The 24,502-nt window shown below is 57.2% G+C and carries 25 protein-coding genes; 19 read left to right on the top strand and 6 right to left on the bottom strand.

Annotated elements, in window-relative coordinates:
* The first annotated feature begins 22 nt into the window (after nt 1-22).
* The 3 genes from CPY64_RS09195 to CPY64_RS09185 all read left to right on the top strand — a co-directional run bounded on the left by CPY64_RS09195 (nt 23) and on the right by CPY64_RS09185 (nt 2,647).
* Nucleotides 23-1,417 (top strand): sensor histidine kinase, encoded by a 1,395-nt coding sequence (locus CPY64_RS09195; protein ID WP_162178857.1) that lies wholly within the window; start codon nt 23-25, stop codon nt 1,415-1,417.
* Nucleotides 1,414-2,052 carry a response regulator transcription factor gene (locus CPY64_RS09190; protein WP_042481046.1) on the top strand — a complete coding sequence of 213 codons (639 nt, stop codon included), beginning with the start codon at nt 1,414-1,416 and terminating at the stop codon, nt 2,050-2,052. Before CPY64_RS09195 ends, CPY64_RS09190 begins: the two co-directional genes overlap by 4 nt.
* A gap of 94 nt (nt 2,053-2,146) precedes the next feature.
* Nucleotides 2,147-2,647: a GlcG/HbpS family heme-binding protein gene (locus CPY64_RS09185; protein ID WP_171902898.1), complete on the top strand. Its 501-nt coding sequence runs from the start codon at nt 2,147-2,149 to the stop codon at nt 2,645-2,647.
* 256 nt (nt 2,648-2,903) lie between these two features.
* On the opposite strand, the gene CPY64_RS09180 is transcribed toward CPY64_RS09185, so the two are convergent.
* Nucleotides 2,904-3,335, bottom strand: coding sequence for a carboxymuconolactone decarboxylase family protein (locus tag CPY64_RS09180; protein WP_042481043.1), 432 nt, complete (start codon nt 3,333-3,335; stop codon nt 2,904-2,906).
* 181 nt (nt 3,336-3,516) lie between these two features.
* Between CPY64_RS09180 and pdxR the strand changes: the two genes are divergently transcribed.
* From pdxR to CPY64_RS09125, 11 genes are all read left to right on the top strand, one after another.
* Nucleotides 3,517-4,950: a MocR-like pyridoxine biosynthesis transcription factor PdxR gene (gene pdxR, locus CPY64_RS09175; protein WP_042481040.1), complete on the top strand. Its 1,434-nt coding sequence runs from the start codon at nt 3,517-3,519 to the stop codon at nt 4,948-4,950.
* A 275-nt stretch (nt 4,951-5,225) separates the two neighbouring features.
* Nucleotides 5,226-6,629, top strand: coding sequence for a 3-isopropylmalate dehydratase large subunit (gene leuC, locus CPY64_RS09170; RefSeq protein ID WP_026483367.1), 1,404 nt, complete (start codon nt 5,226-5,228; stop codon nt 6,627-6,629).
* A gap of 13 nt (nt 6,630-6,642) precedes the next feature.
* Entirely contained in the window at nt 6,643-7,287 is a 645-nt protein-coding gene (gene leuD, locus CPY64_RS09165) for a 3-isopropylmalate dehydratase small subunit (protein ID WP_009462149.1), read from the top strand.
* A 119-nt stretch (nt 7,288-7,406) separates the two neighbouring features.
* Nucleotides 7,407-8,483 carry a 3-isopropylmalate dehydrogenase gene (leuB, locus tag CPY64_RS09160; protein WP_042481035.1) on the top strand — a complete coding sequence of 359 codons (1,077 nt, stop codon included), beginning with the start codon at nt 7,407-7,409 and terminating at the stop codon, nt 8,481-8,483.
* Between the two features lie 45 nt (nt 8,484-8,528).
* Nucleotides 8,529-9,653, top strand: coding sequence for an aspartate-semialdehyde dehydrogenase (asd, locus tag CPY64_RS09155; protein WP_042481031.1), 1,125 nt, complete (start codon nt 8,529-8,531; stop codon nt 9,651-9,653).
* A gap of 2 nt (nt 9,654-9,655) precedes the next feature.
* Complete coding sequence (locus tag CPY64_RS09150) at nt 9,656-11,062, top strand: type IV pilus assembly protein FimV (RefSeq protein ID WP_042481026.1); 1,407 nt, start codon at nt 9,656-9,658, stop codon at nt 11,060-11,062.
* A 12-nt stretch (nt 11,063-11,074) separates the two neighbouring features.
* Nucleotides 11,075-11,890 carry a tRNA pseudouridine(38-40) synthase TruA gene (gene truA / locus CPY64_RS09145; protein WP_042481025.1) on the top strand — a complete coding sequence of 272 codons (816 nt, stop codon included), beginning with the start codon at nt 11,075-11,077 and terminating at the stop codon, nt 11,888-11,890.
* Between the two features lie 184 nt (nt 11,891-12,074).
* Nucleotides 12,075-12,692, top strand: coding sequence for a TRAP transporter small permease subunit (locus CPY64_RS09140; protein ID WP_042481021.1), 618 nt, complete (start codon nt 12,075-12,077; stop codon nt 12,690-12,692).
* A gap of 2 nt (nt 12,693-12,694) precedes the next feature.
* Nucleotides 12,695-14,368 carry a TRAP transporter large permease gene (locus CPY64_RS09135; protein WP_042481017.1) on the top strand — a complete coding sequence of 558 codons (1,674 nt, stop codon included), beginning with the start codon at nt 12,695-12,697 and terminating at the stop codon, nt 14,366-14,368.
* Between the two features lie 61 nt (nt 14,369-14,429).
* Nucleotides 14,430-15,098: a phosphoribosylanthranilate isomerase gene (locus CPY64_RS09130; protein ID WP_042481014.1), complete on the top strand. Its 669-nt coding sequence runs from the start codon at nt 14,430-14,432 to the stop codon at nt 15,096-15,098.
* A gap of 92 nt (nt 15,099-15,190) precedes the next feature.
* The gene (locus CPY64_RS09125; protein WP_042481010.1) at nt 15,191-16,006 is read left to right on the top strand and encodes a TlpA disulfide reductase family protein; all 816 of its coding nucleotides are present in this window, start codon (nt 15,191-15,193) and stop codon (nt 16,004-16,006) included.
* 86 nt (nt 16,007-16,092) lie between these two features.
* Here the strand turns inward: CPY64_RS09125 and CPY64_RS09120 are convergent, their stop codons facing one another.
* A complete protein-coding gene (locus CPY64_RS09120) occupies nt 16,093-17,097 on the bottom strand; it encodes a bile acid:sodium symporter family protein (RefSeq protein ID WP_042481009.1) in 1,005 nt (334 codons plus the stop codon).
* An 85-nt stretch (nt 17,098-17,182) separates the two neighbouring features.
* Here CPY64_RS09120 and CPY64_RS09115 point away from each other — a divergent pair, with 85 nt between their 5' ends.
* Entirely contained in the window at nt 17,183-18,010 is an 828-nt protein-coding gene (locus tag CPY64_RS09115) for an AraC family transcriptional regulator (RefSeq protein ID WP_042481007.1), read from the top strand.
* On the opposite strand, the gene CPY64_RS09110 is transcribed toward CPY64_RS09115, so the two are convergent.
* The gene (locus CPY64_RS09110) at nt 17,959-18,711 is read right to left on the bottom strand and encodes a glutamine amidotransferase (protein WP_042481003.1); all 753 of its coding nucleotides are present in this window, start codon (nt 18,709-18,711) and stop codon (nt 17,959-17,961) included. The two genes, CPY64_RS09115 and CPY64_RS09110, sit on opposite strands and share 52 nt — an antisense overlap.
* Nucleotides 18,708-19,094 carry a fluoride efflux transporter CrcB gene (gene crcB, locus CPY64_RS09105; protein WP_042481000.1) on the bottom strand — a complete coding sequence of 129 codons (387 nt, stop codon included), beginning with the start codon at nt 19,092-19,094 and terminating at the stop codon, nt 18,708-18,710. The genes CPY64_RS09110 and crcB overlap by 4 nt, the downstream gene beginning before the upstream one ends.
* 199 nt (nt 19,095-19,293) lie before the next feature.
* Here crcB and CPY64_RS09100 point away from each other — a divergent pair, with 199 nt between their 5' ends.
* The 3 genes from CPY64_RS09100 to CPY64_RS09090 all read left to right on the top strand — a co-directional run bounded on the left by CPY64_RS09100 (nt 19,294) and on the right by CPY64_RS09090 (nt 22,073).
* The gene (locus tag CPY64_RS09100) at nt 19,294-20,946 is read left to right on the top strand and encodes an acyl-CoA synthetase (RefSeq protein WP_042480997.1); all 1,653 of its coding nucleotides are present in this window, start codon (nt 19,294-19,296) and stop codon (nt 20,944-20,946) included.
* Between the two features lie 74 nt (nt 20,947-21,020).
* Entirely contained in the window at nt 21,021-21,506 is a 486-nt protein-coding gene (locus CPY64_RS09095) for a YajQ family cyclic di-GMP-binding protein (protein WP_026483353.1), read from the top strand.
* 48 nt (nt 21,507-21,554) lie between these two features.
* Nucleotides 21,555-22,073 (top strand): GNAT family N-acetyltransferase, encoded by a 519-nt coding sequence (locus CPY64_RS09090; protein ID WP_371317328.1) that lies wholly within the window; start codon nt 21,555-21,557, stop codon nt 22,071-22,073.
* A 90-nt stretch (nt 22,074-22,163) separates the two neighbouring features.
* Here the strand turns inward: CPY64_RS09090 and CPY64_RS09085 are convergent, their stop codons facing one another.
* Both CPY64_RS09085 and CPY64_RS09080 read right to left on the bottom strand, forming a co-directional pair.
* On the bottom strand, nt 22,164-22,925 hold the full coding sequence (locus CPY64_RS09085) for an ABC transporter permease (protein WP_042480990.1): 762 nt from the start codon (nt 22,923-22,925) through the stop codon (nt 22,164-22,166).
* Entirely contained in the window at nt 22,922-23,866 is a 945-nt protein-coding gene (locus tag CPY64_RS09080; protein WP_042480987.1) for an ABC transporter ATP-binding protein, read from the bottom strand. Before CPY64_RS09080 ends, CPY64_RS09085 begins: the two co-directional genes overlap by 4 nt.
* 61 nt (nt 23,867-23,927) lie before the next feature.
* Between CPY64_RS09080 and tadA the strand changes: the two genes are divergently transcribed.
* Complete coding sequence (tadA, locus tag CPY64_RS09075) at nt 23,928-24,476, top strand: tRNA adenosine(34) deaminase TadA (RefSeq protein WP_042480985.1); 549 nt, start codon at nt 23,928-23,930, stop codon at nt 24,474-24,476.
* The last annotated feature ends 26 nt before the right edge of the window (nt 24,477-24,502 follow it).

The raw sequence follows: 24,502 nt of genomic DNA, 5'->3' as shown, positions 1-24,502 counted from the left end.
CCTGTCTTTGACTGGCGCCATCATGTTGACGCGCGCTGAACTGGCGCGGCAGCAGGAAGCATTTACGGTGCAAAGCAATATAGCCTACCGGCTGCTGGGCCAGCGTTTGGCCCAGCAGGACGCCATTTTGCAGATGCTCGCCCTGTTGCAGCCGCCCGTGCAGCGCATTGAGCGTCTGGGAACGTTGGAAGCCATGTTTCCTCAGGTCATGGCGATTTATCGCCAAGAGAGCGATGCCGCGTGGGCCAATCCTCAATGGCAGCAGGCGCAGTTGCAGTCTCTAGAGGCCGAGCGTGCCGTGTTGACGGATGTGCGGCTGGCGCAGGGGCGCTATGTTCTGCTGGTGGCGGCGCACCCGGCCAGCTTTGCCGTGCAACTGGATTTGAATGCCGCCATCGCCTGGGACGAATGGCCTTTTCAGCGTAATGGCAGTCCAGTGCGTGTGGTGCTGGAGTGGCAGGATCAACAATGGGTGATCAGTCCAGGATTGGACCATGCCGGGCCTGTGGTATTCCAGTCGGGCAAGACGCTGGCTTCCACCAGCCAGCCCTTTCAATTCAACACGCGTCGCGTTGTGAGCTATGCCGACTTGCCTTGGGGGCAGGCAGCCTTGTTCGCCCTGGCCAGCGCCCTGCTGGTGGGGCTGGTCATCTATGTGCGCAAGCAACGTGAACAGACCTTGCGCGCTCAGGGGCTGCTGCGTATCGGTCAGGTGGCCCGATTGAATGCGCTCGGCGAAATGGCTGCGGGTCTGGCGCATGAATTGAATCAGCCTTTGACCTCCGTGCTGGCCAATACACAAGCCAGCCTGCGGCTCTTGCAGGAAGATCCCCCCGACCTGGAGCCGGCGCGCGAGGCCATGACGCATTCGGTAGAACAGATCAAGCGCGCGGCCAGCGTCCTGACGCGTCTGCGGCACAGTTTGCGTGAAAGCGGTCTGGCTGAGCAGTGCCGCCCGGTGTCCTTGACGCAGGTGCTGGGCGAGTCTGTGCACTTGTTGATGCCGGAGCTGGAGCGACAGGGCATTACCCTGGAAAAACGTCTTCCTCCACACGATGTCGTTGTCGTCGGTGATCCCGTGGCGCTCGGACAAATCATCCATAATCTGCTCAATAATGCCGTATCCGCTTTGGGCGCCGCCCGGACCAGCAATCCGCGTATCTGGCTGGAGGTGCTGCTGCGAGCAGGGCGCGTGGAATTGACCGTGCGTGATAACGGTCCGGGAATCGACCCGCAGCATCTGGATCGTGTGTTCGAGCCCTTCTTCACGACGCGTTCCGATGGCCTGGGTCTGGGCCTGAGCCTGAGCGAGTCACTGGCTCAGGCCATGGGTGGCGGCTTGACGGCGTTCAACGACCCCATGGGGGGAGCCGTGTTTGCGCTGGAACTTCAACTCGTGGATGAAGAATCATCATGAACCCGACCGAAAATGGCTCTGGCCTGTCGCCCTTGATCCATCTGCTGGACGATGATGCCGCCGTGCGTCAAAGCCTGTCCTTATTGATCAGCACGGTAGGGTTACGCGTGCAGACTTGGGCGGACCCACAACAGTTTCTGGAGTCTTTCGATCGGCAGTCTATCGGGGCCTTGATTCTGGATGTGCGCATGCCCGGCATCAGTGGATTGACCTTGCTTGATACCTTGGTCGAGCAAGGCGTGGATCAGCCCATCATTTTGTTGACCGGGCACGGCACAGTGGACATGTGTCGGCGCGCCTTCAAGGCGGGGGCTATCGAGTTTCTGGAAAAGCCGGTCAGTGACGATGTGCTGCTGGATACGGTTCAGCAGGCTGTGCGCCAGCATGTGCATCGCCGCGAGCGGCTTGCGGCCGATCAGTGGGTGCGCGAGCGTTACACCAGTTTGTCCGAGCGTGAGCGCGAGGTGCTGGCGCTGATTGTCGAGGGCCTGACCAATAAGGAGATTGGTCGGGCGTTGGCGCTGTCGCCCCGTACGGTTGAAACGCATCGCGCAAACTTGTTTGCCAAACTGCAGGTCGATAACCTGGCCCACCTGATTCGGCATTACGCCAGCTTGGTGAGTGCCTCTCCGTAAAACTACGTAGAGGCGAGGGTAAGCGTCCGAATAGTCCCGTTCGGGCGGCGCAAGTATAGTTTTTCCATGCCGACAATGTTGTCGGAACTGATAAATGGAGATTACTGCTATGTTGCGCTCTTCCCTTTTGATGGCGTTGTTGTTCGCCGCTGGCGCCGCCCAGGCCCAGGGTGTGCTGACCGAAAAAAACATCTCCCTGGATCTGGCTAATCGTCTGGCTGCCGAAACCGCCAAGCAATGTTCGGCCAAAGGTTACAACGTGTCGGCGGCTGTGGTTGACCGCGCCGGCGTACTGCGTGCGTTCCAGCGTGCCGACCAGGCCGGTCCGCATACGGTTAATGCCAGCATCGACAAGGCCTACACGTCCGCTTCGGCTCGCAGCCTGACCAGCGCCATGCTGGAGGGTTCGCAGAAAAATGCTGGCGCCGCCAATCTGGGTGATATCCAGGGCTTTTTGCTGCTGGGCGGCGGCGTGCCGGTCAAGGTCGGCAATGACACGATAGGCGCCATCGGCGTGGGCGGTGCGCCTGGCGGCCACCTGGACGAAGCGTGCGCCGTAGGGGCCCTGGAAACCCTGAAGGCCGATCTGAAGTAAACGCATTCCTGCAGATTGGGGAGCCACCCCTGAACTGCCCCCCCGGAACTTGGACATTATTCCAAGCTTCGGGGGTTATTGCATGGCTAATTCAGTGGTCGCTTGATGTGATTGCGGCACGGCCTGCGGTAAAGGCAGGATTGTTGGCAAATAAGCCGACCGTTCAGTGTTGCAGCTGAACGGTCTTATTCCGTCTGAAGATTGACTTCTGGTGCGGGGTTCTTGTTTCTTGCCGCTGCAGAATCATCACTCACGCTCACTTGCGCATGCTGATAGCCAGGCGGTTGAAGGCGCTCATCAAGGCAATTGCAAAGGTCAGGTCCGAAATTTCTGCATCACTGAAATGCGCTTTCAAAGGCTCGAAGTGCTCGTCGGGTGCATGGGTGTGAGCAATATCCACCACGGATTCCGTCCATTCCAAGGCTGCACGCTCGCGTTCGTCAAAATGCGCGCTGACACGCCAGCCTGGCAGGCTGTCTATCTTGGCATTGGCCACACCCGAGCTGCGCAAGGATGCAGCGTGCATTTCCAGGCAGAAGGAGCAGCCGTTGATTTGCGAAATACGTAAATTAACCAGCTCAATAAATTCTTTGCCCAGGCTGCTTTTGTCCAAAGCCAGCTTCGTTTGCAGCAGACCTTGGTAGGCTTTTGGGGACAGGGTGTCGTAGGGAAGGCGAAGTGTACTCATGGCGTATCCAATCTAAAGTAAGACGGGGGGGAGGGCAGCCTTTCGTTTTGTGACTGTGCGTGATTCAGGGTTTGTCGCAGTCTGATCATCTAGCCGGGCTGCCTGCTTTACTTGTTGATTATCCATGAGTAATGTCCTGGTCATCAGGGGCAAGAAATCAATTAATGACCAGGACATAGGTATGGATCTACGCCACTGGAAACCCAGCCGGGAACCAGGCATTCCTATTTATCAACAGCTGTACGAGCGCTTTCGGGATGCGATAGCCGCGGGCCAACTGCGCCCCGGCGACCGAGTGCCATCCGTGCGCAGCCTGGCCAGTGAGCTGAACGTGGCCAAGGGTACGGTCGAGCAGGCCTATCAAATCCTGCTGGGTGAAGGCTACTTTCTAGCCCGAGGGCCGGCAGGAACGGTAGTGTCACCACAGTTAGACCGGCTGGAGGCCAAGCGATACACCAGTGTGCCGGCTTCTCCCCAGCGCTCCTCGCCCTATGTGCCCGCCGAGCACGCTCCACCTTTGCCGTTTCAAATGGGTTTGCCTGCTTTGGACGCCTTTCCGCGCAAGACCTGGACACGGTTGGCCAATCAGAATCAGCGTGCCCTGGGGGCCTTGGCAATGCGTTATCCCGATCCGGCGGGCTATGCACCGCTGCGGAGGGCCATTGCGGCTTATTTGGGCGTGTCACGTGGCATAGCGTGTCTGCCCGAGCAGGTGTTTGTGACGGCGGGCTATTGGGGGGCGCTGGAACTGGTGTGTCGTAGCGTTCTGAATTCGGGAGAGGCGGGCTGGTATGAAAACCCCGGCTATATCTTTGCCCGCCAGTTTCTGAAACAGGCGGGTATGCAGGCGTATGCGGTGCCGCTGGATGAGGAAGGTCTGGACATTATCGCCGGGCAGCAGCACTGCCCACAGGCACGTTTCGCCATCGTGACACCCACCCATCAAAGTCCTATGGGCATGGCCATGGCTCTGCCCAGACGCTTTCAGTTGCTGGATTGGGCCAGACAGCAGCAGGCCTGGATTGTAGAGGACGATTACGACAGTGAGTTTCGCTACCACGGTCGTCCTTTGCCGGCCCTGAAAAGCCTGGATAGGGACGATAGGGTGATCTATACCGGCACCTTCAGCAAGGTCCTGAATCCCGGCTTGCGTCTGGCGTACCTGGTCGCACCACTGTCTCAGGTGGGGCGCTTCCAACAGGCGGCTCATTATTCAGGCGGGCCGGGGTCCATCCTGACGCAGGCCACGGTGGCGGACTTCATGGAGCAGGGCTATTTTGCGCGGCACCTGCGCAAGATGCGGACCTTATATGCGCAACGACGTGCCTGGTTGGTAGAGGCGCTGGAGCAGACCTTGGGAGAGCGTTTGCAGATACAAAGCCAGGCAGGGGGCATTCATGTGCTCGCCAATCTGAAGCAGGCTGAAGATGACCGGGTTCTGGCCAAAGCGGCGCAGGCAAAAGGTTTGGCGGTACAGGCACTGAGTGATTGGCAAATGCCGCCTGCCGAGCATAAGGGGCTGTTGATGGGCTTTGCCAATATCAGGGATCAACGCATGGCAGATGATTGGGTTCGGCGCTTGAGCGCAGCTATTGCCGTTTTCAGCAATCATTAAGACAGGCCATCCTCATTTGATTTGTTATTAAGCTATCGAGCTGTGCGACGTGCTTGGTGAGCGCTGTGTCCGTGATTCGGTCATTAGATTGCGGATTTATGTCGTTACTCCGTGTGGTTCGGCCCTTTTGGCTTTTTCGTTCAACTATCCTAGTAGTTTCAATACTAGGATAGTGACTGGCCTTGTCCCAGTTACTGCGCCTGTCATAATAAGAAAAAATTTATGTGCAGCCCGTTCTGTACGGGTTGTAGTCTTAACTGAATCGCGAGAGCGCAATGGCAAAAACCTTATACGATAAGTTGTTCGACGAACACGTCGTGCATCAGGACACGGATGGCACCTGTTTGATCTACATTGATCGCCACTTGCTGCATGAAGTGACCAGCCCCCAGGCCTTTGAAGGTCTGACACTGGCCGGCCGCAAGCCTTGGCGCATCAGTGCCAACCTGGCTGTGGCGGACCACAACGTTCCCACCACCTCCCGCCAGAACGGTATTGCAGACCCGATCTCGCGTCTGCAGGTTGATACCCTGGACGCCAACTGCGAAGAATTTGGCATTACCGAGTTCCGCATGAACGATGTGCGTCAGGGCATTGTGCACATTGTGGGCCCCGAGCAGGGGGCGACCTTGCCCGGCATGACCGTGGTTTGTGGTGACTCCCACACCAGCACGCACGGTGCCGTGGGCGCTTTGGCCTTTGGTATTGGTACTTCGGAAGTCGAGCACACGCTGGCCACCCAGACCTTGCTGATGAAGAAAAGCAAAAGCATGCTGATCCAGGTAGACGGCAAGCTGCCTTTTGGCTGTACCGCCAAGGACTTGATCCTGTACGTGATCGGTCAGATCGGTACTGCTGGTGGTACGGGCTACGCCATTGAGTTCGGCGGCTCGGCGATTCGCGCCTTGAGCATGGAAGGCCGCATGACCGTGTGCAATATGGCGATTGAAGCCGGGGCACGTTCGGGCATGGTTGCTGTGGACGAGCAAACCATTCAGTACCTGCGTGGCCGTCCTTACTCGCCCAAAGGCGTGTTGTGGGATCAGGCCGTGGCTTACTGGAACACCTTGCACACTGACGAAGGTGCCGAGTTTGACCGCGTGATCCGCATCGACGCCAGCCAGATCACCCCTCAACTGACCTGGGGTACCTCGCCAGAAATGGTGCTGCCTATTGACAGCCGTGTACCCGATCCAGAGAAAGAAAAAGACGAAGTTGCCCGCAATGGCATGGAGCGTGCCTTGGAATACATGGGCCTGACGCCCAATATGCCCTTGACCGATATCCGTATCGACCGCGTGTTCATCGGCTCCTGTACCAATGCCCGTATTGAAGACTTGCGTGCGGCCGCCAGCGTGGCCAAAGGTCGCAAAGTCGCTTCCAACGTCAAGCAGGCCATGATTGTTCCCGGCTCTGGTCTGGTGAAACGTCAGGCCGAGCAAGAGGGTCTGGACAAGATTTTCCTGAATGCCGGTTTTGAATGGCGTGAGCCTGGTTGTTCCATGTGTCTGGCCATGAACGCCGACCGTCTGGAGCCGGGCGAGCGTTGCGCTTCGACCTCCAACCGTAACTTTGAAGGACGTCAGGGGCAGGGTGGTCGTACCCACCTGGTCAGCCCAGCCATGGCGGCCGCCGCCGCCATTGCCGGCCATTTTGTCGACGTGCGTTCGTTCAACTGAGGAAATCCACACCATGCAAGCATTTACTACTCATGAAGGTCTGGTCGCTCCCTTGGATCGGGAGAACGTGGATACGGACTTGATCATCCCCAAACAGTTCCTCAAATCCATCAAGCGCACCGGCTTCGGTCCCAACTTGTTTGATGAATTGCGCTATCTGGACCACGGCGAGCCCGGCATGGACAATTCCCGCCGTCCGCTGAACCCGGACTTTGTGCTGAACCAGGACCGCTACCAGGGCGCTTCCGTGCTGTTGGCACGCAAGAACTTTGGCTGTGGCTCCAGCCGCGAGCACGCTCCCTGGGCCTTGATGCAGTATGGCTTTCGCGCCATTATCGCGCCGTCTTTTGCGGATATTTTCTTCAACAACAGCTTCAAGAACGGCTTGTTGCCCATTGTCCTGAACGAGCTGGATATTGCCCGCCTGTTTGATGAAGTCAAAGCCTTCCCCGGTTACAAGCTGCGTATTGATCTGGCCGAGCAGCGCGTCATTACACCTGAAGGTCGTGAACTGCCGTTCACCATTGATGCCTCGCGCAAGCACAGCCTCTTGAATGGTCTGGATGAAATTGGCCTGACCTTGCAGAAAGCGGACATGATCCGTCAATACGAAGCCGAGCGTCTGGCCCGCCACCCTTGGCTGGTTGGGCAACCTTGAGCATAGGTGCAGGTTTTGTAGAAGCCATGCTGTTGCTGCCTTCCTAGGCGGCCAAGATGCTCCGGCCAGTTGGCCGGAGTTCTTCACACTTACTTCCTAATTTTTACGTCCTATTCATCATGACTCATAAAATCGCAGTATTGCCCGGTGATGGCATCGGTCCCGAGATTACCGAACAGGCTCAGCGCGTGCTGGGCGCCCTGGGCATGGACCTGGAAATGGCCGTGGCTCCGGTGGGTGGCGCCGCTTACGATTTGCACGGCCACCCCCTGCCACCCGAAACCTTGAGCCTGGCTCAAGGCTCCGACGCCGTGTTGTTCGGCGCCGTGGGTGACTGGAAATACGACTCTCTGGAGCGTCATCTGCGTCCCGAGCAAGCCATTTTGGGTTTGCGTCGTGCCATGGGTCTGTTCGCCAATCTGCGTCCCGCCATTCTGTACCCACAATTGGCCAACGCCTCCACCCTGAAACCTGAAGTCGTGTCCGGTCTGGATATCCTGATCGTGCGTGAACTGACCGGCGACATTTACTTCGGCCAGCCGCGTGGCGTGCGTACCGTGGAAGAGGGTAACTTCGCGGGCGAGCGTCAGGGCTTTGACACCATGCACTACGCCGAAAGCGAAGTGCGCCGTATTGCCCACGTGGGTTTCCAGGCCGCACAAAAACGTCAAAAACGCTTGTGCAGCGTGGACAAGTCCAATGTGCTGGAAACATCCCAGTTCTGGCGTGACATCATGATTGATGTGGCCCGTGAGTATCCGGACGTGGAATTGAGCCACATGTACGTCGACAATGCCGCCATGCAATTGGTGCGCGCACCAAAAGAATTTGACGTGATTGTCACAGGCAACCTGTTTGGCGATATCCTATCGGATGAAGCGGCCATGTTGACAGGCTCCATTGGCATGTTGCCCTCGGCATCTCTGAACGCATCCCAGCAAGGTTTGTACGAACCCAGCCACGGCTCGGCACCCGATATCGCCGGTCAGGACAAGGCCAATCCTTTGGCCACCATTTTGTCCGCTGCCATGTTGCTGCGCTACTCGCTCAATGCAGAAGACCAGGCCAAACGTATCGAAGCGGCGGTTGCCAGCGTGCTCGAACAAGGTTTGCGTACCGGCGACATCTACGAAGACGGTTGCCAATTGCTGAGCACCAGTGCTATGGGGGATGCAGTGCTCAAGGCTTTGCGATAGTATCTTTTATCGTTTTATTTTTTTATATATCCAGGTGGTATTACCATGACTCAAGCGGTAGGTTTGGTCGGCTGGCGTGGGATGGTGGGCTCCGTGCTCATGCAGCGCATGCGCGACGAAGGCGATTTCTCCCTTTTTCAGCCGGTGTTTTTCTCGACTAGCAATGCTGGCGGCGCAGCTCCTTCGTGGGCTGACGGTGCTGGCCCATTGCAGGACGCCCACGATATTGACGCCTTGAAAAAGTTGCCAATTATTGTGACCGCCCAAGGTGGAGATTACACAAGCCAGATCTACCCCAAGCTGCGTGCCGCTGGCTGGAACGGTTTGTGGATTGACGCGGCCAGCACGCTGCGCATGGATGAAAACTCCGTGATCGTGCTGGACCCGATCAACCGTCCTGTTATTGATGCTGCACTGGCCAAAGGTGGCAAGCAGTTCATTGGCGGCAACTGTACGGTTAGCTGCATGCTGATGGGTCTGGGTGGTCTGTTCAACCAGAACCTGGTTGAGTGGATGACCAGCATGACGTACCAGGCCGCTTCCGGCGGTGGCGCACAGCACATGCGCGAACTGCTGACTCAGTTCGGTCTGATCAATCAGTCCGTCTCCAGCCTGCTGGACGATCCTGCATCGGCCATTCTGGATATCGACCGCGGTGTCTTGCAGACACAACGCGATCCCAACCTGCCTCAGAAAAACTTCGGCGTGCCGCTGGGCGGCAGCCTGATCCCCTGGATCGACTCCGATCTGGGCAATGGCATGACGCGCGAAGAGTGGAAAGCAGGCGTGGAAACCAACAAGATCCTGGGCCGTGGCGCACAGGACAAGCACATTCCTATCGACGGTTTGTGCGTGCGTATTGGTGCCATGCGCTGCCATAGCCAGGCCTTGACCATCAAGCTGACTCGCGATGTTCCGCTGGACGAGATCACCGACATCCTGGCTGAAGGTTCCAAATGGGCCAAGGTTGTGCCTAACGAACGTCAAGCCACGGTAGAAGCGCTGACTCCGGTTGCCGTCACCGGCACGCTGGACATCCCAGTGGGCCGTCTGCGCAAGTTGAACATGGGTCCCGAGTACCTGAGCGCCTTCACGGTTGGTGACCAGTTGCTGTGGGGCGCTGCCGAACCGCTGCGCCGCATGCTGCGCATCGCTTTGGGCGAGCTCTAATCATGGCTGGCCGTCTGCATCCTGTACGTACGCTGGGTTCGGCCCTGCTAGTGGCCGGGATGCTGGCGGCTGCGCCGGTTTCCGCTTTGGAAATCGGCCATAGTCGTTTGGTGTCGGCTCCTAATCAGATTTTCAAGCTGGATGTGGGCATACGACAGATCAGCCCTGAAGAAAGCCTGTCCCTGAGGGTGACACCCGCTCCCTTGTCGGCCTGGCAACAGGCTGGCTTGACCCCTCCGGTGGATCTGGACTCCTTGAAGGCCGTGATCGACCGGGACGGGCAGGGGCAAGTACGGCGCATTCGGCTGTCCTCCGAGCAGATGTTCTCGGGCTCGGTGGCCGACGTGCTCTTGCAGATTCAAAGTGATAGCGGGCAGTTCTTGCATCAGGTCAGTGTGCTGGCTCCGGCTCCTGTGGCCGTTAAAGCAGTGACGCAGCCACAAGCAGGCCGTCAGGCGCCCGTGTCGGTGCAGGTTTCCCCTTCGAGCACAGCCTCCAAGGTGCAGGCCCAAAGCGCAGTACGCGTGAAATCGGGTGATACCTTGCATGCCTTGGCACGTCGCCATGCGGTGGATGGTGTCAGTTCCTATCAGTGGATGATGGCGGTTCAGAAGCAGAATCCGAATGCCTTCATCGACCAGAACATGCACCGCCTGAAGGCAGGCCAAACCCTACAGATTCCTGATGCGGCGGCCATGTTATCCGTAGACGATGCCCAGGCACGCCGTTTCTATATTGACCAGGCCCAGGCCTTGCGCTCCGCTGCGCAAGCAGGGCAGGATCAGTCCGATGCTTCCCAAGGTGTGGCGCAAAACGGCTCCAGCGAATCGGGTGCTCAGGCACAAGGTCAGGATCGTTTGCTCTTGTCGGCAGGGGCCGAGGCCCGTGACGCCAAGCAGCAATTGCAGCACGAACTGCGCGAAACGGGCGATCGTGTCTCGCAACTGGAAGAGAACGTCTCTACCCTGGGCCGGGCCTTGCAGTCCCAGGGCGAGGCCGCTAAAGATCTCGTCCTGGATTCAGCTCAAGAGCTGGGGCTGAGCGACTCCGGCAGCGATGCTGCCAATGGTAATACTCATTCTGGCGCTTCAGGCGCCGCTTCTTCTGCCGCAGTGGCAGGAGCGATTTCCGTGCCATCCGAGCCCGAGCAGGGCAAGATGGCCGGTGCAGTTAACAAGGCAAAAAAGACCGTGTCCTGGATTCAAGAACATATGTTGGCCGTGATGGCCGTGGTACTGGCATTGATTGTGGTCCTGGTGACCTGGGTCTTGCGCCGCGCCAATACCGAAAATCGCCATGGCGATGATTCTCCTGCACCTGTCAGCGAAGCGATGGTTCGGGAAAAACTGGAAAAAATCAATCTGGACCTGGATCAGCCGCCTTCGGACGAGCCTCCCGTTCGTCAGTAAGGCAAACCCACCATGAGACGTATTGCATTGGGTGTCTGCTATGAAGGGACGCCCTGGCTGGGTTGGCAAAGTCAGGCCGGTGGCAACACCGTTCAAGATGTTCTGGAGCAGGCACTGGGCCGTTTTACGGCCCAGCCTGTTTCTACGATCTGCGCCGGTCGCACCGACACCGGCGTTCATGCCCTCAATCAAGTAGTTCATCTGGACACGGCTGCCGAGCGCAGCCTGGAGTCGTGGGTGCGCGGCTTGAACGCCTTGCTGCCGGACTCCGTTGCCGTGCAATGGGCGCGCGAAGTGCCGGATGATTTTCATGCCCGCTTCTCGGCCCAAGGTCGTCACTACGTGTATCTACTGCGTCAGCACCGGGTGCGGTCCCCCTTATTGCATGGCCGAGTGGCCTGGGTGTTTCGTCCTTTGGACCTGGCCCTGATGCAAGAGGCTGCCCGGCATTTGGTGGGCGAGCACGACTTCAGTGCATTTCGTTCTTCGCAATGTCAGGCGGCCAGTCCGGTGCGCACCATGTCGCAGATCCGGATTGAACAGCAGGGCGATTTTTTCCTGTTCCGTTTCAGCGCCAATGCCTTTTTGCATCACATGATTCGCAATCTGATGGGCATGCTGATTTATATCGGCCAAGGCCGTCAGCCGCCTGATTGGGTGCTGCATTTATTGGCACAGCGCGATCGCCGCTTGTCGGCCCCGACTTTCGATGCCAGTGGCCTGTATCTGGCTGGGGTGGATTACCCCGAGCAGTTTGATATTCCCGCCAGCAATCCCTACGATTTGCTCTATGAGCTAAGCGGATTGCGTTTTGGTGAAACGGCCTGAAAAAAACATGATTTAGCTCGTTTCTAAAGGGTTTATCCCCGGTATCCGAACCGGCTTCACATGCTTCAATCGTATAAAATGTGAAGCCATTTTCTTCTCTTACATTCTTATCTGTATAAGGCCGACCACCTTCGGGCATTAGCCACAAGCGAATCCAGAAGGCGACCATATCCTGAGCAAGGCCATGAAATTCTTCTTACGATTGTCTAGTTTGATCGACCGTCTGAATACGGTCGTTGGTAAGTCCGTGACCTGGCTAACCCTGATCGTGGTGTTGGTCAGTGCTATTAACGCCGTAGTTCGCAAGGTATATGGCATCAGTTCCAATCAGTGGCTGGAATTGCAGTGGTATTTGTTCGGTGCAATTTTCTTGCTGGCGGCTGGTTATACCTTCTTTGTGAATGAGCATGTACGGGTGGATGCCCTGGCGGAACGTTTTCCGCCGCGCGTTCAGATCTGGATCGATATTATCGGCGTGATCTTTTTCCTCCTGCCCGCTACCTTGCTGATTTTCTGGCTCTCCATTCCGTTTTTCGAGCAGTCCTACGTGCTTAACGAGCAGTCCTCCAATACCGGAGGGTTGGTACGTTGGCCGGTCAAGCTACTGATCCCCGTCGGTTTTGCCCTATTGGCATTGGCAGGTGTGTCTCACCTGATCAAATGCATAGGCTTTTTGCTGGGTGCCTGTCCCAATCCCTTATTAAGAAATGGTGGGCTGAGTGCAGAAGAAGAACTTGCCCAGGAGATTCGTGAGATGGCCCAGGCAAATGAAGTGACAACCTCTGTTTCCAAGGGCCAGTAACAATGGAATTCCTGATTGATAATCTGGCTCCGATCATGTTCTTTAACCTGATCGTGTTTTTGCTATTGGGTTTTCCCGTTACCTTCACCTTGTCGGCAATCGGGATTTTGTACGGTCTGGTCGCTATTGAACTGGACATGATGCAGCCGGCCTTGTTTCAGGCCTTGCCACAACGGGTATTTGGGATTGTCGAGAACGATACCTTGCTGGCGGTTCCCTTCTTCACCTTGATGGGGCTGATATTAGAGCGATCCGGCATGGCCGAGGACCTGCTAGATACCATTGGCCAGCTATTTGGTCCTTTGCGTGGTGGACTGGCCATTGCCGTGGTGCTGGTCGGTGCCATGCTGGCTGCCACAACGGGTGTGGTGTCGGCCTCGGTCATCTCCATGGGCCTGATCTCCTTGCCTATCATGTTGCGCTACGGCTATGACCGCAAGCTGGCAACCGGGGTGATTGCCGCCTCAGGCACCTTGTCGCAAATCATCCCGCCCTCCATCGTGCTGATCATCCTGGCTGACCAGCTGGGTCGCTCCATTGGCGATATGTACCGTGGCGCCATGTTGCCCGGCCTGCTGCTGGTGGGAGTCTACATTCTGTACATCGTGGTGATGTCCTACATCAAGCCCAAGTCGGCTCCCGCCTTGCCGCCCGAGGCCCGGGTGTATGTAGAGCCCAATGGCAGCCGCGGTTTGACCTCGCTGATCGTCCTCACCATTGTGGCCTCGGCCGTGGCGTACTTTGGCTCGCAACATTACTTTGCCACGCATCCCAATATCCCCATGGACGAGCACGTTGTGGTGCTGCTGCTGTTGTGGGGCGTAACGGCCTGGGTGATTGCGCTGATCAACAAGTTGCTCAAGCTGAACATGCTGTCCAAGATCGCCGAGCGCGTGGTCTTTGTGATGGTGCCACCGCTGTTCCTGATCTTCCTGGTGTTGGGCACCATCTTTATTGGTGTCGCGACTCCAACCGAAGGTGGGGCGATGGGGGCTGTGGGTGCCATCATCATGGCAGTATCGCGTGGTCGCCTGTCCTGGAAGCTGCTGCGCCAGGCCATGGAGTCCACCACTCGCCTGTCCTGCTTTGTGGTCTTCATTCTGGTGGGCTCGACCGTCTTTAGTCTGAGCTTCCGTGGCATCAATGGCGATCTGTGGGTGGAGCACCTTTTGATCGACATGCCCGGTGGCGAGTGGGGTTTCCTGATCATCGTCAGTATCCTGACCTTCCTGCTGGCTTTCTTCCTGGACTTCTTCGAGCTGGCCTTTATTATTGTGCCGCTGCTCGGGCCGATCGCCGACAAGATGGGCATTGACCTGATCTGGTTCGGTGTCTTGCTGGCGGTCAATATGCAGACCTCCTTCATGCACCCGCCCTTTGGTTTTGCCTTGTTCTTCCTGCGTTCGGTGGCCCCCAAAGAGGACTACACTGACAAGGTGACGGGCGAGCGTATCAAGCGTGTGGCCACAACGGATATTTACTGGGGCTCGGTACCGTTTATTATTATTCAGTTGTTGATGGTAGCGGCGGTGCTGGTCTTCCCCGGACTAGTCACGCACTACAAGCACGGTGAGGTTTTGCTGGAGGATTCGCAAATCCAGTTTGGCACGGAATCGACCTACGGTTCTGACAGCTATGGATTTGGCACGGATGACGCGGCCAGCAGTTTCCAATAAAGTCGTTTCATGATTGACCACGGGGGCATCTGGCCCCCGTTTTTTTATTCAAGGATGTGTGATGTTCAGCCGTACCCGAGTCAAGATTTGTGGCTTTACCCGAGCGCAGGATATTGATGCCGCCGTGCAGTTGGGCGCGGATGCGGTGGGGTTTGTCTTCTACCCGAAAAGTGCCCGCATGTTGAGTACAGCGCAGGCCGCCGCCTTGCGCGCCCGTGTACCGGCGTTTGTGCAGGCAGTCAGCCTGTTTGTGAATGCGTCCGAGAGCTTTGTGCGGGAAATCCTGGAACAGGTGCAGCCGGATCTGCTGCAGTTTCATGGTGAAGAAAGCCCGGAAGAATGCCGCTGCTATTCTCATCCCTATATCAAGGCTTTCCGTGTGGGTGCGCCCGGTCTGGATACGGTAGAGGGACTGCTGGAGCAGTGCCTGAAATATCGCGATGCACGCGCCTGGTTGATGGACGGTTATCACGATGCCTACGGTGGCACTGGAACGGCTTTTGACCCCGAACTGATTCAGGGCCTGCAAGCACGTCTGCAAGGCCAGGATGGCTTGCCTCCCTTGGTTCTGGCCGGTGGCATGCGTATCGACAATGTGGCTGAGCGAGTCGCCTTGCATCGTCCGTATGCCATTGATGTCAGCAGCGGGGTAGAACTGGAGCCCGGCCTTAAATGTCCCACCAAGATGGGCCAGTTCATGCAGGTCTTGCACAGCGTTTCTCCGACTTAGGGAATCTTTTAGCCTTTGCGCTGTCTGTTTCTATTGGCCCGACCCGCTTTTAGCGGGTCTGTTTTTATTTGGTCTTGTCAGGATGGGTGTTTATGCAAAGCATACAGCTCGGCCCTTTTACTTTTGCCACGTCTTTGTTTGCTTTTATGGTCGCGGCATTACTTGGGCTGTTTTTGGCCGCCTGGCTGGACAGACGTCGGCAGACGCGAGCCGAGTCGGTCTTGTGGCGGGCGATTATTGTCGGGGTTCTGGCAGGCCGTCTGGGCTTTCTGATCCAGCAGTGGGATTTCTACCAGAGCGAGCCTTTGAGCTGGCTGGACTTGCGCGATGGCGGCCTGATGATCCCGGCTGCTGTTACCGCAGGCTGGTTCTATGTGCTGTGGCGTGTGCTGCGTGACAAAGCGGTACTGCCCGCTGTGTCCGGCGGGCTGGCGGTCAGTGTGGCGACTTTTTCGCTGATTATGGTGGCAACAGGCCGAGGAGGGGTGGAGCCGACCATGCCATTGCCCGAAATAGACCTGATCCCCATGCAAGCTGATTTCAGCGCGCCGGATAATCTGGACCACTACAAGGGCAAGGTGACGGTGGTGAATCTGTGGGCCAGTTGGTGTCCCCCTTGTCGCCGCGAGATGCCGGCTTTCAAGCAAGTGCAATCCAGTCGTCCCGATGTGAATATTGTGTTCGCCAATCAGGGCGAGGAACTGAGCGTGATACAGCAGTATCTGAGCGAAGAAAACCTGGAGCTGGGCAATATGTGGCGCGATCCGCAAATGCAGCTGGGTCAGGCCGTGCGTAGCCGCGGTTTGCCCACTACCTTGTTTCTGGATGAGCAGGGCCGCTTGGTGGATGTGCGGGCAGGAGAACTGTCGGCAGCCACCTTGAACGACAAGATCAACAAGCTTCAGTAAAAGTCGGCATTCTTCCGCATGAAAAATAATGGCCCGAACTTCGTGTTGAAGTCGGGCCACTTGTTCAGCGATTCAGCAAAGCGTGATCAGGCACTTTGCAGTTGTGCTTTTTCTTCTGGTGTTTCAGGACGTTGGGCATATTTATTTGCAATGAATGCGCAAGCCATCAACTGAATCTGGTGGAAGATCATGATGGGCAGCAGGGCCGGGCCAATGGCAGCGCCGGTAAACAGCACTTGGGCCATGGGCACGCCGGTTGCAAGACTTTTCTTGGAGCCCCCGAAGACAATCGTAATTTCGTCTTCTTTATTGAAGCCCAGTTTGCGCGCCAGCCAGGTGGTCAGGAACAGGATGATGGCCAGCAACACCAGGCAAACCACAGCCAGAATAGCCAGGGACTTGGGTGGCACGGCTTGCCACAGGCCACCAATCACCGAAGCACTGAACGCGGTGTAGACCACCAGCAGGATGGAGGACTGGTCCACGCTGCGTAGCCATTTGCGGTTGCGGTCCATCCATTTGCCAATCAGGGGGCGCATCAGATGGCCGACTACAAAGGGCAGCAACAATTGCAGACTGATCTTCTTGATGGCATCCAGGGTCGAAGTAGCCGAGCCGCCGTCAGCGTCCAGCAAGAGCTTGAGCAGTACGGGCGTGAGCACAATACCAATCAGGCTGGAGGCTGAAGCACTGCAAATGGCAGCAGGCACATTACCGCGAGCAATCGAGGTAAAGGCGATGGCTGACTGCACGGTTCCGGGCAGGGCGCACATGTACAGAATGCCTACAAACAAGGGCATGCCCAGCAAGGGCAGCAAGATGGGCTTGGACAGCAGGCCCAGCAGGGGGAACATGACAAAGGTGCAGCCAAAGACCAGCAAGTGCAAACGCCAGTGGGTGGCTCCAGCAATGATGGCTTCGCGGGATAGCTTGGCCCCGTGCATGAAGAACAGCAGGGCAATGGCCAGGCCAGTGATCACGTCAAAGAACACCGCACCTTGGCCGTAGGCGGGAAAGAAACTTGCCAGTGCCACCACGCCGATCAGGATCAGGGTGAAGTTGTCAAAAAGCAGTCGCAGTTGAGAGAACATGGGTTTGTTAGAGGCTTGAAAGGCTTGCGTTATGAAAGGCCTCACTTTACCGTAGACCTTTTTGGGGGTTTATCGCTAAACGGATATGGATTATCGACAAACGGACATTCTGATGCCTGCAGAGCGAATTCCAGAGAGTTTGCAGCAACTGCGTTATCTGCCCAGACCTTTATACGGTCAGGAGCGCATCTTGCCCAATCAGGCCATTGCTCGCCCACATCGGCATCCCTGGGTGCAGTTCTCCTATGCGCTGACAGGGGTGATCGAGGTGCGTACTGCCAGTGGGCGCTTTATGGCGCCGCCTCAACAGGCGGTGTGGGTGCCTGCGGGCGTAGAGCATGGGGTGCGCAGTTCGCCCGATGCGCAGATTCGCAGTCTCTATATTGATGTCAGTGCTCTGCCCGAAGCACCTGCTGCGTGTCGCGTGGTCGTTGTAGACCGTTTATTGCGCGAGCTGATCCGCGAGTTCAGCCTTTTGCCGGTGTTGTACGAGCGCGAGGGCGCACAGGGCCGTCTGGTGCAGGTCTTGCTGGATCGTTTGCTGGCGGCACCTGAAAGCGGCCTGATTCTGCCATGGCCTTCGGACCCACGACTTTTGCAGGTATGCGAGCAATTGCAGGCGCAGCCAGCAGGCGATTGGAGCTTGCAGGATTTGGCGGAGCAACAGGGCTTGTCAGAAAAAACCTTGAGCCGCTTGTTCCGTCAGCAAACCGGGCTGACATTTCGGGTCTGGCGTCAGCGCTTGCGCGTCATGAGTGCCTTGCCGCTGCTGGAGCGACACGAACGGGTGACTGATGTGGCCTTGGCGTGCGGCTATGAAAGCATGTCGGCCTTTGTAGCGGCTTTTCGGGACTTGATGGGTCAAACGCCTGGCGAGTTTTTCCGCCGCCCATTGGGACCGCTGGACGAGTAAGTCTGCACAAAATTGCACAGCAGGCGATGAGCGTCGGGCGTGTCCTGAATGGGGTCAGCCAGGCTTTGCGGATCAATGCCCTGGGCACGCCAGGATTCGGCCTTGCGCAGAACGCAGTATCGCAACAGGCCGGCAAAAAACTCAGGGTGAAACTGAATTGACCACTGAGCGGGGCCGTAACGCAGGATTTGATGCGGGTCGTGTGCAGAACTGCCCAGTATTTCTACATGCTCGGGCAAGCTCAGCACGCTTTGCTGGTGGGTGAGCAGGGCAGGGAACTGCACGGGTAGATTGGCCAGCAGTTCATGTTCGTGTGCCTGTTCGGACAAGTGAATGGGCAGATAGCCGACCTCGGCCCCGTCTGGGTGGTAATCCACGCGCCCACCCAAGGCATGCGCCATTAATTGATGGCCATAGCAAATACCCAGCAAGGGCATGTGTGTCTGATAGCGTTCCCGAATCCAGGCTGCCAGGTTTTCGCTCCAGTCCAGCCTGTCGGTGACCATGTTCCAGGAGCCGCTGATCACCACCGGGTCCGGGCAGTCCGGCGCAGGCAAGGCCTCGTCCTGGTGAACTCGCCAGGTGTGGACATTCACCTCCAGAGCTTGAAGGGCGCGTTTGAACCAGGCGTTCTGATTGCCAAAGCGCTGCTCAACATCAGGAGGAGGGGAGCCGGCTTGAAGAAAATGTACGTCCATCATGCTTGTCCCCGCAGCAAACCCCAGGTGGCCATGCCCAGACCCAGCATCAGCAAGGAGCCGACCACGTGGATGGCGATGCCGCCCAAGGCCCAGATATAACGCTGTTGCATCACCAAGGTCATGATCTCGGCAGAGAAGGTAGAGAAGGTGGTCAGGCCGCCCAGAAACCCTGTCATGACGAACATGCGCCAGCCTTCGTGGCCCAGTCCCAGTCCGCTGAAATAGGCCATCGCGATGCCCATCAGATAGCCGCCAATCAAGTTAGCCAGCAAAGTACCGGGGGGCAGCGTAGGGAACAGGACATTTAGGGCCTGACTCAGGAACCAACGCGCCAGTGCGCCCAGGGCGCCACCGGCGGCGATATACAGCATGGCTACGGGCATGAAGGGCCTTCAGGTAGGGGGCAAACTGTCAGCGAGCAGTCAGCCGGTCGCGATATATACCTTAGATAGCGTGTCATTATGCGCCTCTATAGCTGAAAAGGCGACCTTGCCCAAAGCTCTGTAGCCAGCTAATGTAAGAGCGCAATTATCAGACGGACCGCCGTGCATTTCGGTTAGCCCGCCCTTTTTTGGAGACTTTGTGGTGAGTATTTACGATCAGGATTTGCCCCAGACAGACGCCAATTATCGTGTTTTGTCGCCGCTGGATTTCATCGAGCGCAGTGCTTTTGTCTACCCTGACTACCCGGCTCTGGTTTACGGGCCCGCCCAAAACGGCATCAAGATGAGTTGGTCTCAGCTGTATGCCCGCACTCGTCAGCTAGGCAGTGCGCTGTCCAAGGCAGGGGTTGGTAAAGGCGACACCGTGGCGGTGATGTTGCCCAATACTCCGCCCATGGTTCAGGCACACTTTGGCGTGCCCATGTGTGGCGCCGTACTGAATACCTTGAATACCCGTCTGGATGCCAGCACCATCGCTTATATGCTCGATCACGGCGAAGCACGTGCGGTGCTGGTGGATAGCGAATTTGCCGCCGTCATGAAAGAAGCCCTGAGCCTGCGCGAAAGCAAAGAGCCTATTCTGGTTATTGACGTCGTGGACACTTATTTTGACACTGGCGCAGAGCGTATCGGCTCGCAAACGTACGAAGAGTTCGTAGACGGAGGCGATCCGGATTACGACTGGCAATTGCCCGCCAACGAGTGGGACGCGATTGCCCTGAACTACACCAGCGGTACTACCGGCAAGCCCAAAGGCGTGGTCTATCATCACCGTGGCGCGTATCTGGGGGCCTTGTCCAACGTCTTGGAATGGGACATGCCCAAGCATGCGGTCTATCTGTGGACCCTGCCCATGTTCCATTGCAATGGCTGGACTTTCCCCTGGGTGATCGCGGCTCGTGCTGGCGTGAACGTCTGTTTGCGCAAGGTGGAGGCTCAGGCCATGGTCGACAATATGGTCGATTACGGCGTCACCCACTACTGTGGTGCGCCGATTGTCCACTCCCTGCTGGTCAACTCCGACGAAGCCTTGAAGTCCCGCCTGCCCAAGGGTGTGTCGGCCATGGTGGCCGGCGCGGCACCTCCGGCCACCATGATCGAAGGCATGGAGCGCATGGGCTTTGCATTGACCCACGTTTATGGCCTGACCGAAACCTATGGCCCGGCCTCGGTCTGTGCGCAGCATGCCCCCTGGAGCGAGCTGGATATCCAGGAACGTGCGCAGCGCAATGCCCGTCAGGGGGTGCGTTATCACCTGCAAGGGGGCGTACAGGTTCTGGACCCGCAAACCATGGAACCCGTCCCTGCCGATGGCCAGACCATGGGCGAGATCATGTTCCGCGGCAATATCACCATGAAGGGGTATTTGAAGAACGCGCAGGCCACCCAGGAGTCCCTGGGCGGCGGTTGGTTCCACACAGGCGACCTGGCCGTGTGCGAGCCGGACGGCTACGTACGCATCAAGGATCGCAGCAAGGACATCATCATTTCCGGGGGCGAGAACATTTCCTCCATCGAGATTGAAGACGTCATGTATCGCCATCCTGCCGTGCAAGCGGCGGCTGTTGTGGCCCAGCCTGACGAGCGTTGGGGCGAAGCACCGCACGTGTATGTTGAGCTCCGTCCCGGCGCGGAAGTCACCGTGGAAGAACTGCGCGCGCATTGCCGCCAGTACCTGGCTGGCTTTAAAATACCGCGACATTTCAGTTTTATGGAGTTGCCGAAAACGGCAACAGGTAAAATACAGAAATTCGCGCTGCGTCAGCAGGCCAAGCAAGCCGCTTCGGACTAAGAGCAGCGTTTTCTAAAAAGCACACAGGTCGCTTTAGGCGGCCTGTCTGCACTTAAGGAACAGGACGGTTAGGAATGCCATCTTTTGACGTTGTATCCGAGGTCAACACCCACGAACTGCGTAACGCAGTCGAGCAAGCCAGCCGCGAGCTGGCCACCCGTTTTGACTTCAAAGGTACGGATGCCAAATTTGAACTCGAAGACGAGAACACCATTTTGCAATCGGCTCCCAGCGTGTTTCAGCTGGAGCAAATGATGCAGATTCTGCGTGGCCGTATTGCTGCCCGTGGTATTGATGTGCGCTGCCTGGATACTGAAAAAGTGCTGGAGAACGTGGCCGGTGCCCGTCAGAAAGTGAAGGTGCGCCAGGGTCTGGACCAGCCTACGTCCAAGAAGCTGATTGCCGCCATCAAGAACGCCAAGCTCAAGGTCGAGACGCAAATTCAAGGTGAGAAATTGCGCGTGACCGGCAAGAAACGGGACGACTTGCAGGCTGCCATCGCTCTGCTGAAGCAGACCGACGTGGAATTGCCGCTGCAGTACGATAACTTCCGCGACTAATCCGAGTGAAACGGCACGGTGGTGGCCTGCCGCTGCCGTGTAGCAGCTATGAATGTACGAATTGAATTAATGCAGGTGCACGATCTGAGCCAGGTGCTGGAAGTCCAGGCGGATGTGTACGACGCGGATATTCTGGAAGACCGCAGCTTTTATCAGAACCGTCTGGATCTGGCGCCGGAGAGCTGCTGGGTCGCACGTGATACCGACAATCAACTGCAGGGTTATTTGGTGTCCTATCCTTGGGCAGGCCTTCTGCCGCCGTCTCTGGGCGATGCACTGAACAGCCTGCCTTCACCTGCGGACCAATGGTTTATTCACGACTGCGCCGTGATGCGTCGCGCGCAAGGCCGTGGGGTGGCCGGGGCCTTGTTGCAAGCCGGTCGCCGCTATGCCTGGCAGCGTGGCTTGCGTCGCTGCAGTCTGGTGTCCTTGGGGCCTGCCGTGGCTTATTGGCAGCGTCTGGGCTACAAGCCGATTGAAGGGGTGCCTGCACCCGTGCTGGAAGCAAAGCTGCGTCAGTATGGAGAGCAAGCCAGTTTTATGGATTGCGCTGTGCATCCCGATTGAACTGTTCTGAGGGGACGTTCAGTATTTAGCGACTGCGTGTCCTGTTCGAGTTCCCAAAAAAGGCCGGGAAGTATTCCCGGCCTTTTTTATTCACGGGCGCAATCGATAGCCCGTTTTGAAAATCCAGCCCGCCACGGCAAGAAACACACTTAAAAACAGCAGTGTCATGGTCAGGCTCAGCCACACATTCACATCGGCCAGATCAAAGAAACTCCAGCGAAAGCCGCTGATCAGGTACAGCACCGGGTTCAGCAAGGTCAGTTTCTGCCAGAACTCGGGCAGCATGTCGATGGAATAGAAGGTGCCGCCCAAAAAGGTCAGTGGCGTCAGAATCAGCATGGGCACGAATTGCAGCTTTTCAAAGTTGTCGGCCCAGATACCGATAATGAAACCCAATAGACTGAAGGTCAGGGCGGTTAAGGCCAGAAAGCACAGCATCCAGATAGGGTGGGCAATTTCGTAAGGCACAAATAGCCGCGCCGTGATCAGGATGATAGCCGCCAGAAACAGTGACTTGGTGGCTGCTGCGCCCACAAAGGCCAAGGTCACCTCGAAGTGTGAAATGGGGGCAGACAGAATCTCGTAGATATTGCGCGTAAAGCGCGGAAAGTAAATCCCGAAGGCAGCGTTGGACACGCTATGGGTCAACACCGACAACATGGTCAGCCCAGGCACGATAAACGCGCCATAAGGCACGCCGCCGATTTCATTGATGCGATGGCCAATGGCAGCGCCAAACACCACAAAATACAAGGCGGTGGAAATCACGGGGGCTACGATGCTTTGCAGCAGGGTGCGTCGGGTGCGTGACATTTCGTAGCGATAAATGGCCAGGATGGCGTACCAGTTCATGACTGTGCCCCTACAAACTCAACGTAAATATCTTCCAGACTGCGCTCGCGGGTATGGATGTCGGTAATGGTCAGCCCCGCTTGCCCAACTGCCGCCAGCAAATTGCTCAGGTCATGACCTTGTTCGCGTTTGGTCAAGGGGTAAAGCAGGCTCATGCCGTCGGCAGTGCTTTGCAGTCCCAGCGTTTCCAGCGCAGCGGGCAGGGCGCTGATCGGCTCGGCCAGATTCAGGCTCAGGGTTTTACCGCCCAGGCGGCGCATCAGATTGTCTTTGGTTTCCACCAGCTGCAGTGAACCTTTATTGATGAAGCCGATGCGGTCGGCCATCTCCTGGGCTTCTTCGATGTAGTGGGTGGTCAGAATAATGGTGACGCCCTGGCTGCGCAGCCGTTTCACCAAGGCCCACATGCCTTGACGCAAGGCCACGTCCACACCGGCGGTCGGTTCATCCAGAAACAGGATTTCCGGTTCGTGGGACAGTGCCTTGGCAATCAGCACGCGGCGTTTCATACCGCCCGAGAGCGTAATCAAGGGGCTGTCTTTTTTGTCCCACAGCGACAAGTCTTTCAGAATCTGCTCGATCAGCTCCGGATTGGGCGCTTTGCCAAACAGGCCACGGCTGAAACTGACGGTATTCCAGACGGACTCGAAAGAGTCGGCGCTTAGCTCTTGCGGCACCAGGCCAATTTTCTGGCGGGCACGCTTGTAGTCGTCGACATTGTCTGCGCCGTCCACCAATACGGTGCCGCTGCTGCGGTTGACCAGTCCGCAGATAATGCTGATCAAGGTGGTTTTGCCTGCGCCGTTGGAGCCGAGCAGGGCAAAAATCTCGCCCCGCCAGATATCCAGGTCCAAAGCGTGCAGGGCTTGGTGCCCGTTTGCGTATTGTTTGCTCAGGCCTCGAACACGCAAAATAGCGTGAGAATCAGGAGTGTTCTGCATAGACAGTAAAATGACCCTTTTGCTGTGCCGACAGGGTTTGAATAACGCAATGGATTTAACGATGCCAACTAGCTTACCACCGCAAACAGAGAGTGATGTTTTGAGTGATGCTCAGGCTATGGCTTTAGCCCTGGAACAGGCTCAACTGGCGGCCAGCATCGGCGAGGTGCCCGTAGGTGCCGTACTATTGGACGCGGACGGCAGGCTGCTGTCTGTGGGCTCCAATCGCACGGTTTGCGACCATGATCCCACCCAACATGCCGAGATCGTGGCCTTGCGCGCTGCAACGCGTAAAGTCGGCAATTACCGCTTGCCCGGCGCCAGCCTGTTCGTGACGCTAGAGCCTTGTATGATGTGTCTGGGCGCTTTGCTGCATGCGCGTCTGTCGCGTGTGGTGTGGGCGGCAGCTGATCCCAAGACCGGGGTGTGTGGCAGTGTGGAGTCCTTGCATCTGCATCCCACTCTGAATCACCACACGCGTGTTTCGGGTGGCTTGATGTCCGAGGAGGCGGCTCAGGCCTTGCGGGATTTTTTCCGTGAACGACGCGAACAAAAGAAGTTGCAAAAGCAGGCTCAAACAGTCCAATCGCCGCTGGATGGCGCCCAGTAGTCTCGCTAAAATAGCAGCACTTTATT

Source organism: Alcaligenes faecalis (assembly GCF_002443155.1).
In the GTDB taxonomy this organism is placed as follows: Bacteria; Pseudomonadota; Gammaproteobacteria; order Burkholderiales; family Burkholderiaceae_B; genus Alcaligenes; species Alcaligenes faecalis.
The sequence above is the reverse complement of the archived record's forward strand: the minus strand, read 5'-3'. Positions and strand labels throughout refer to the sequence as shown.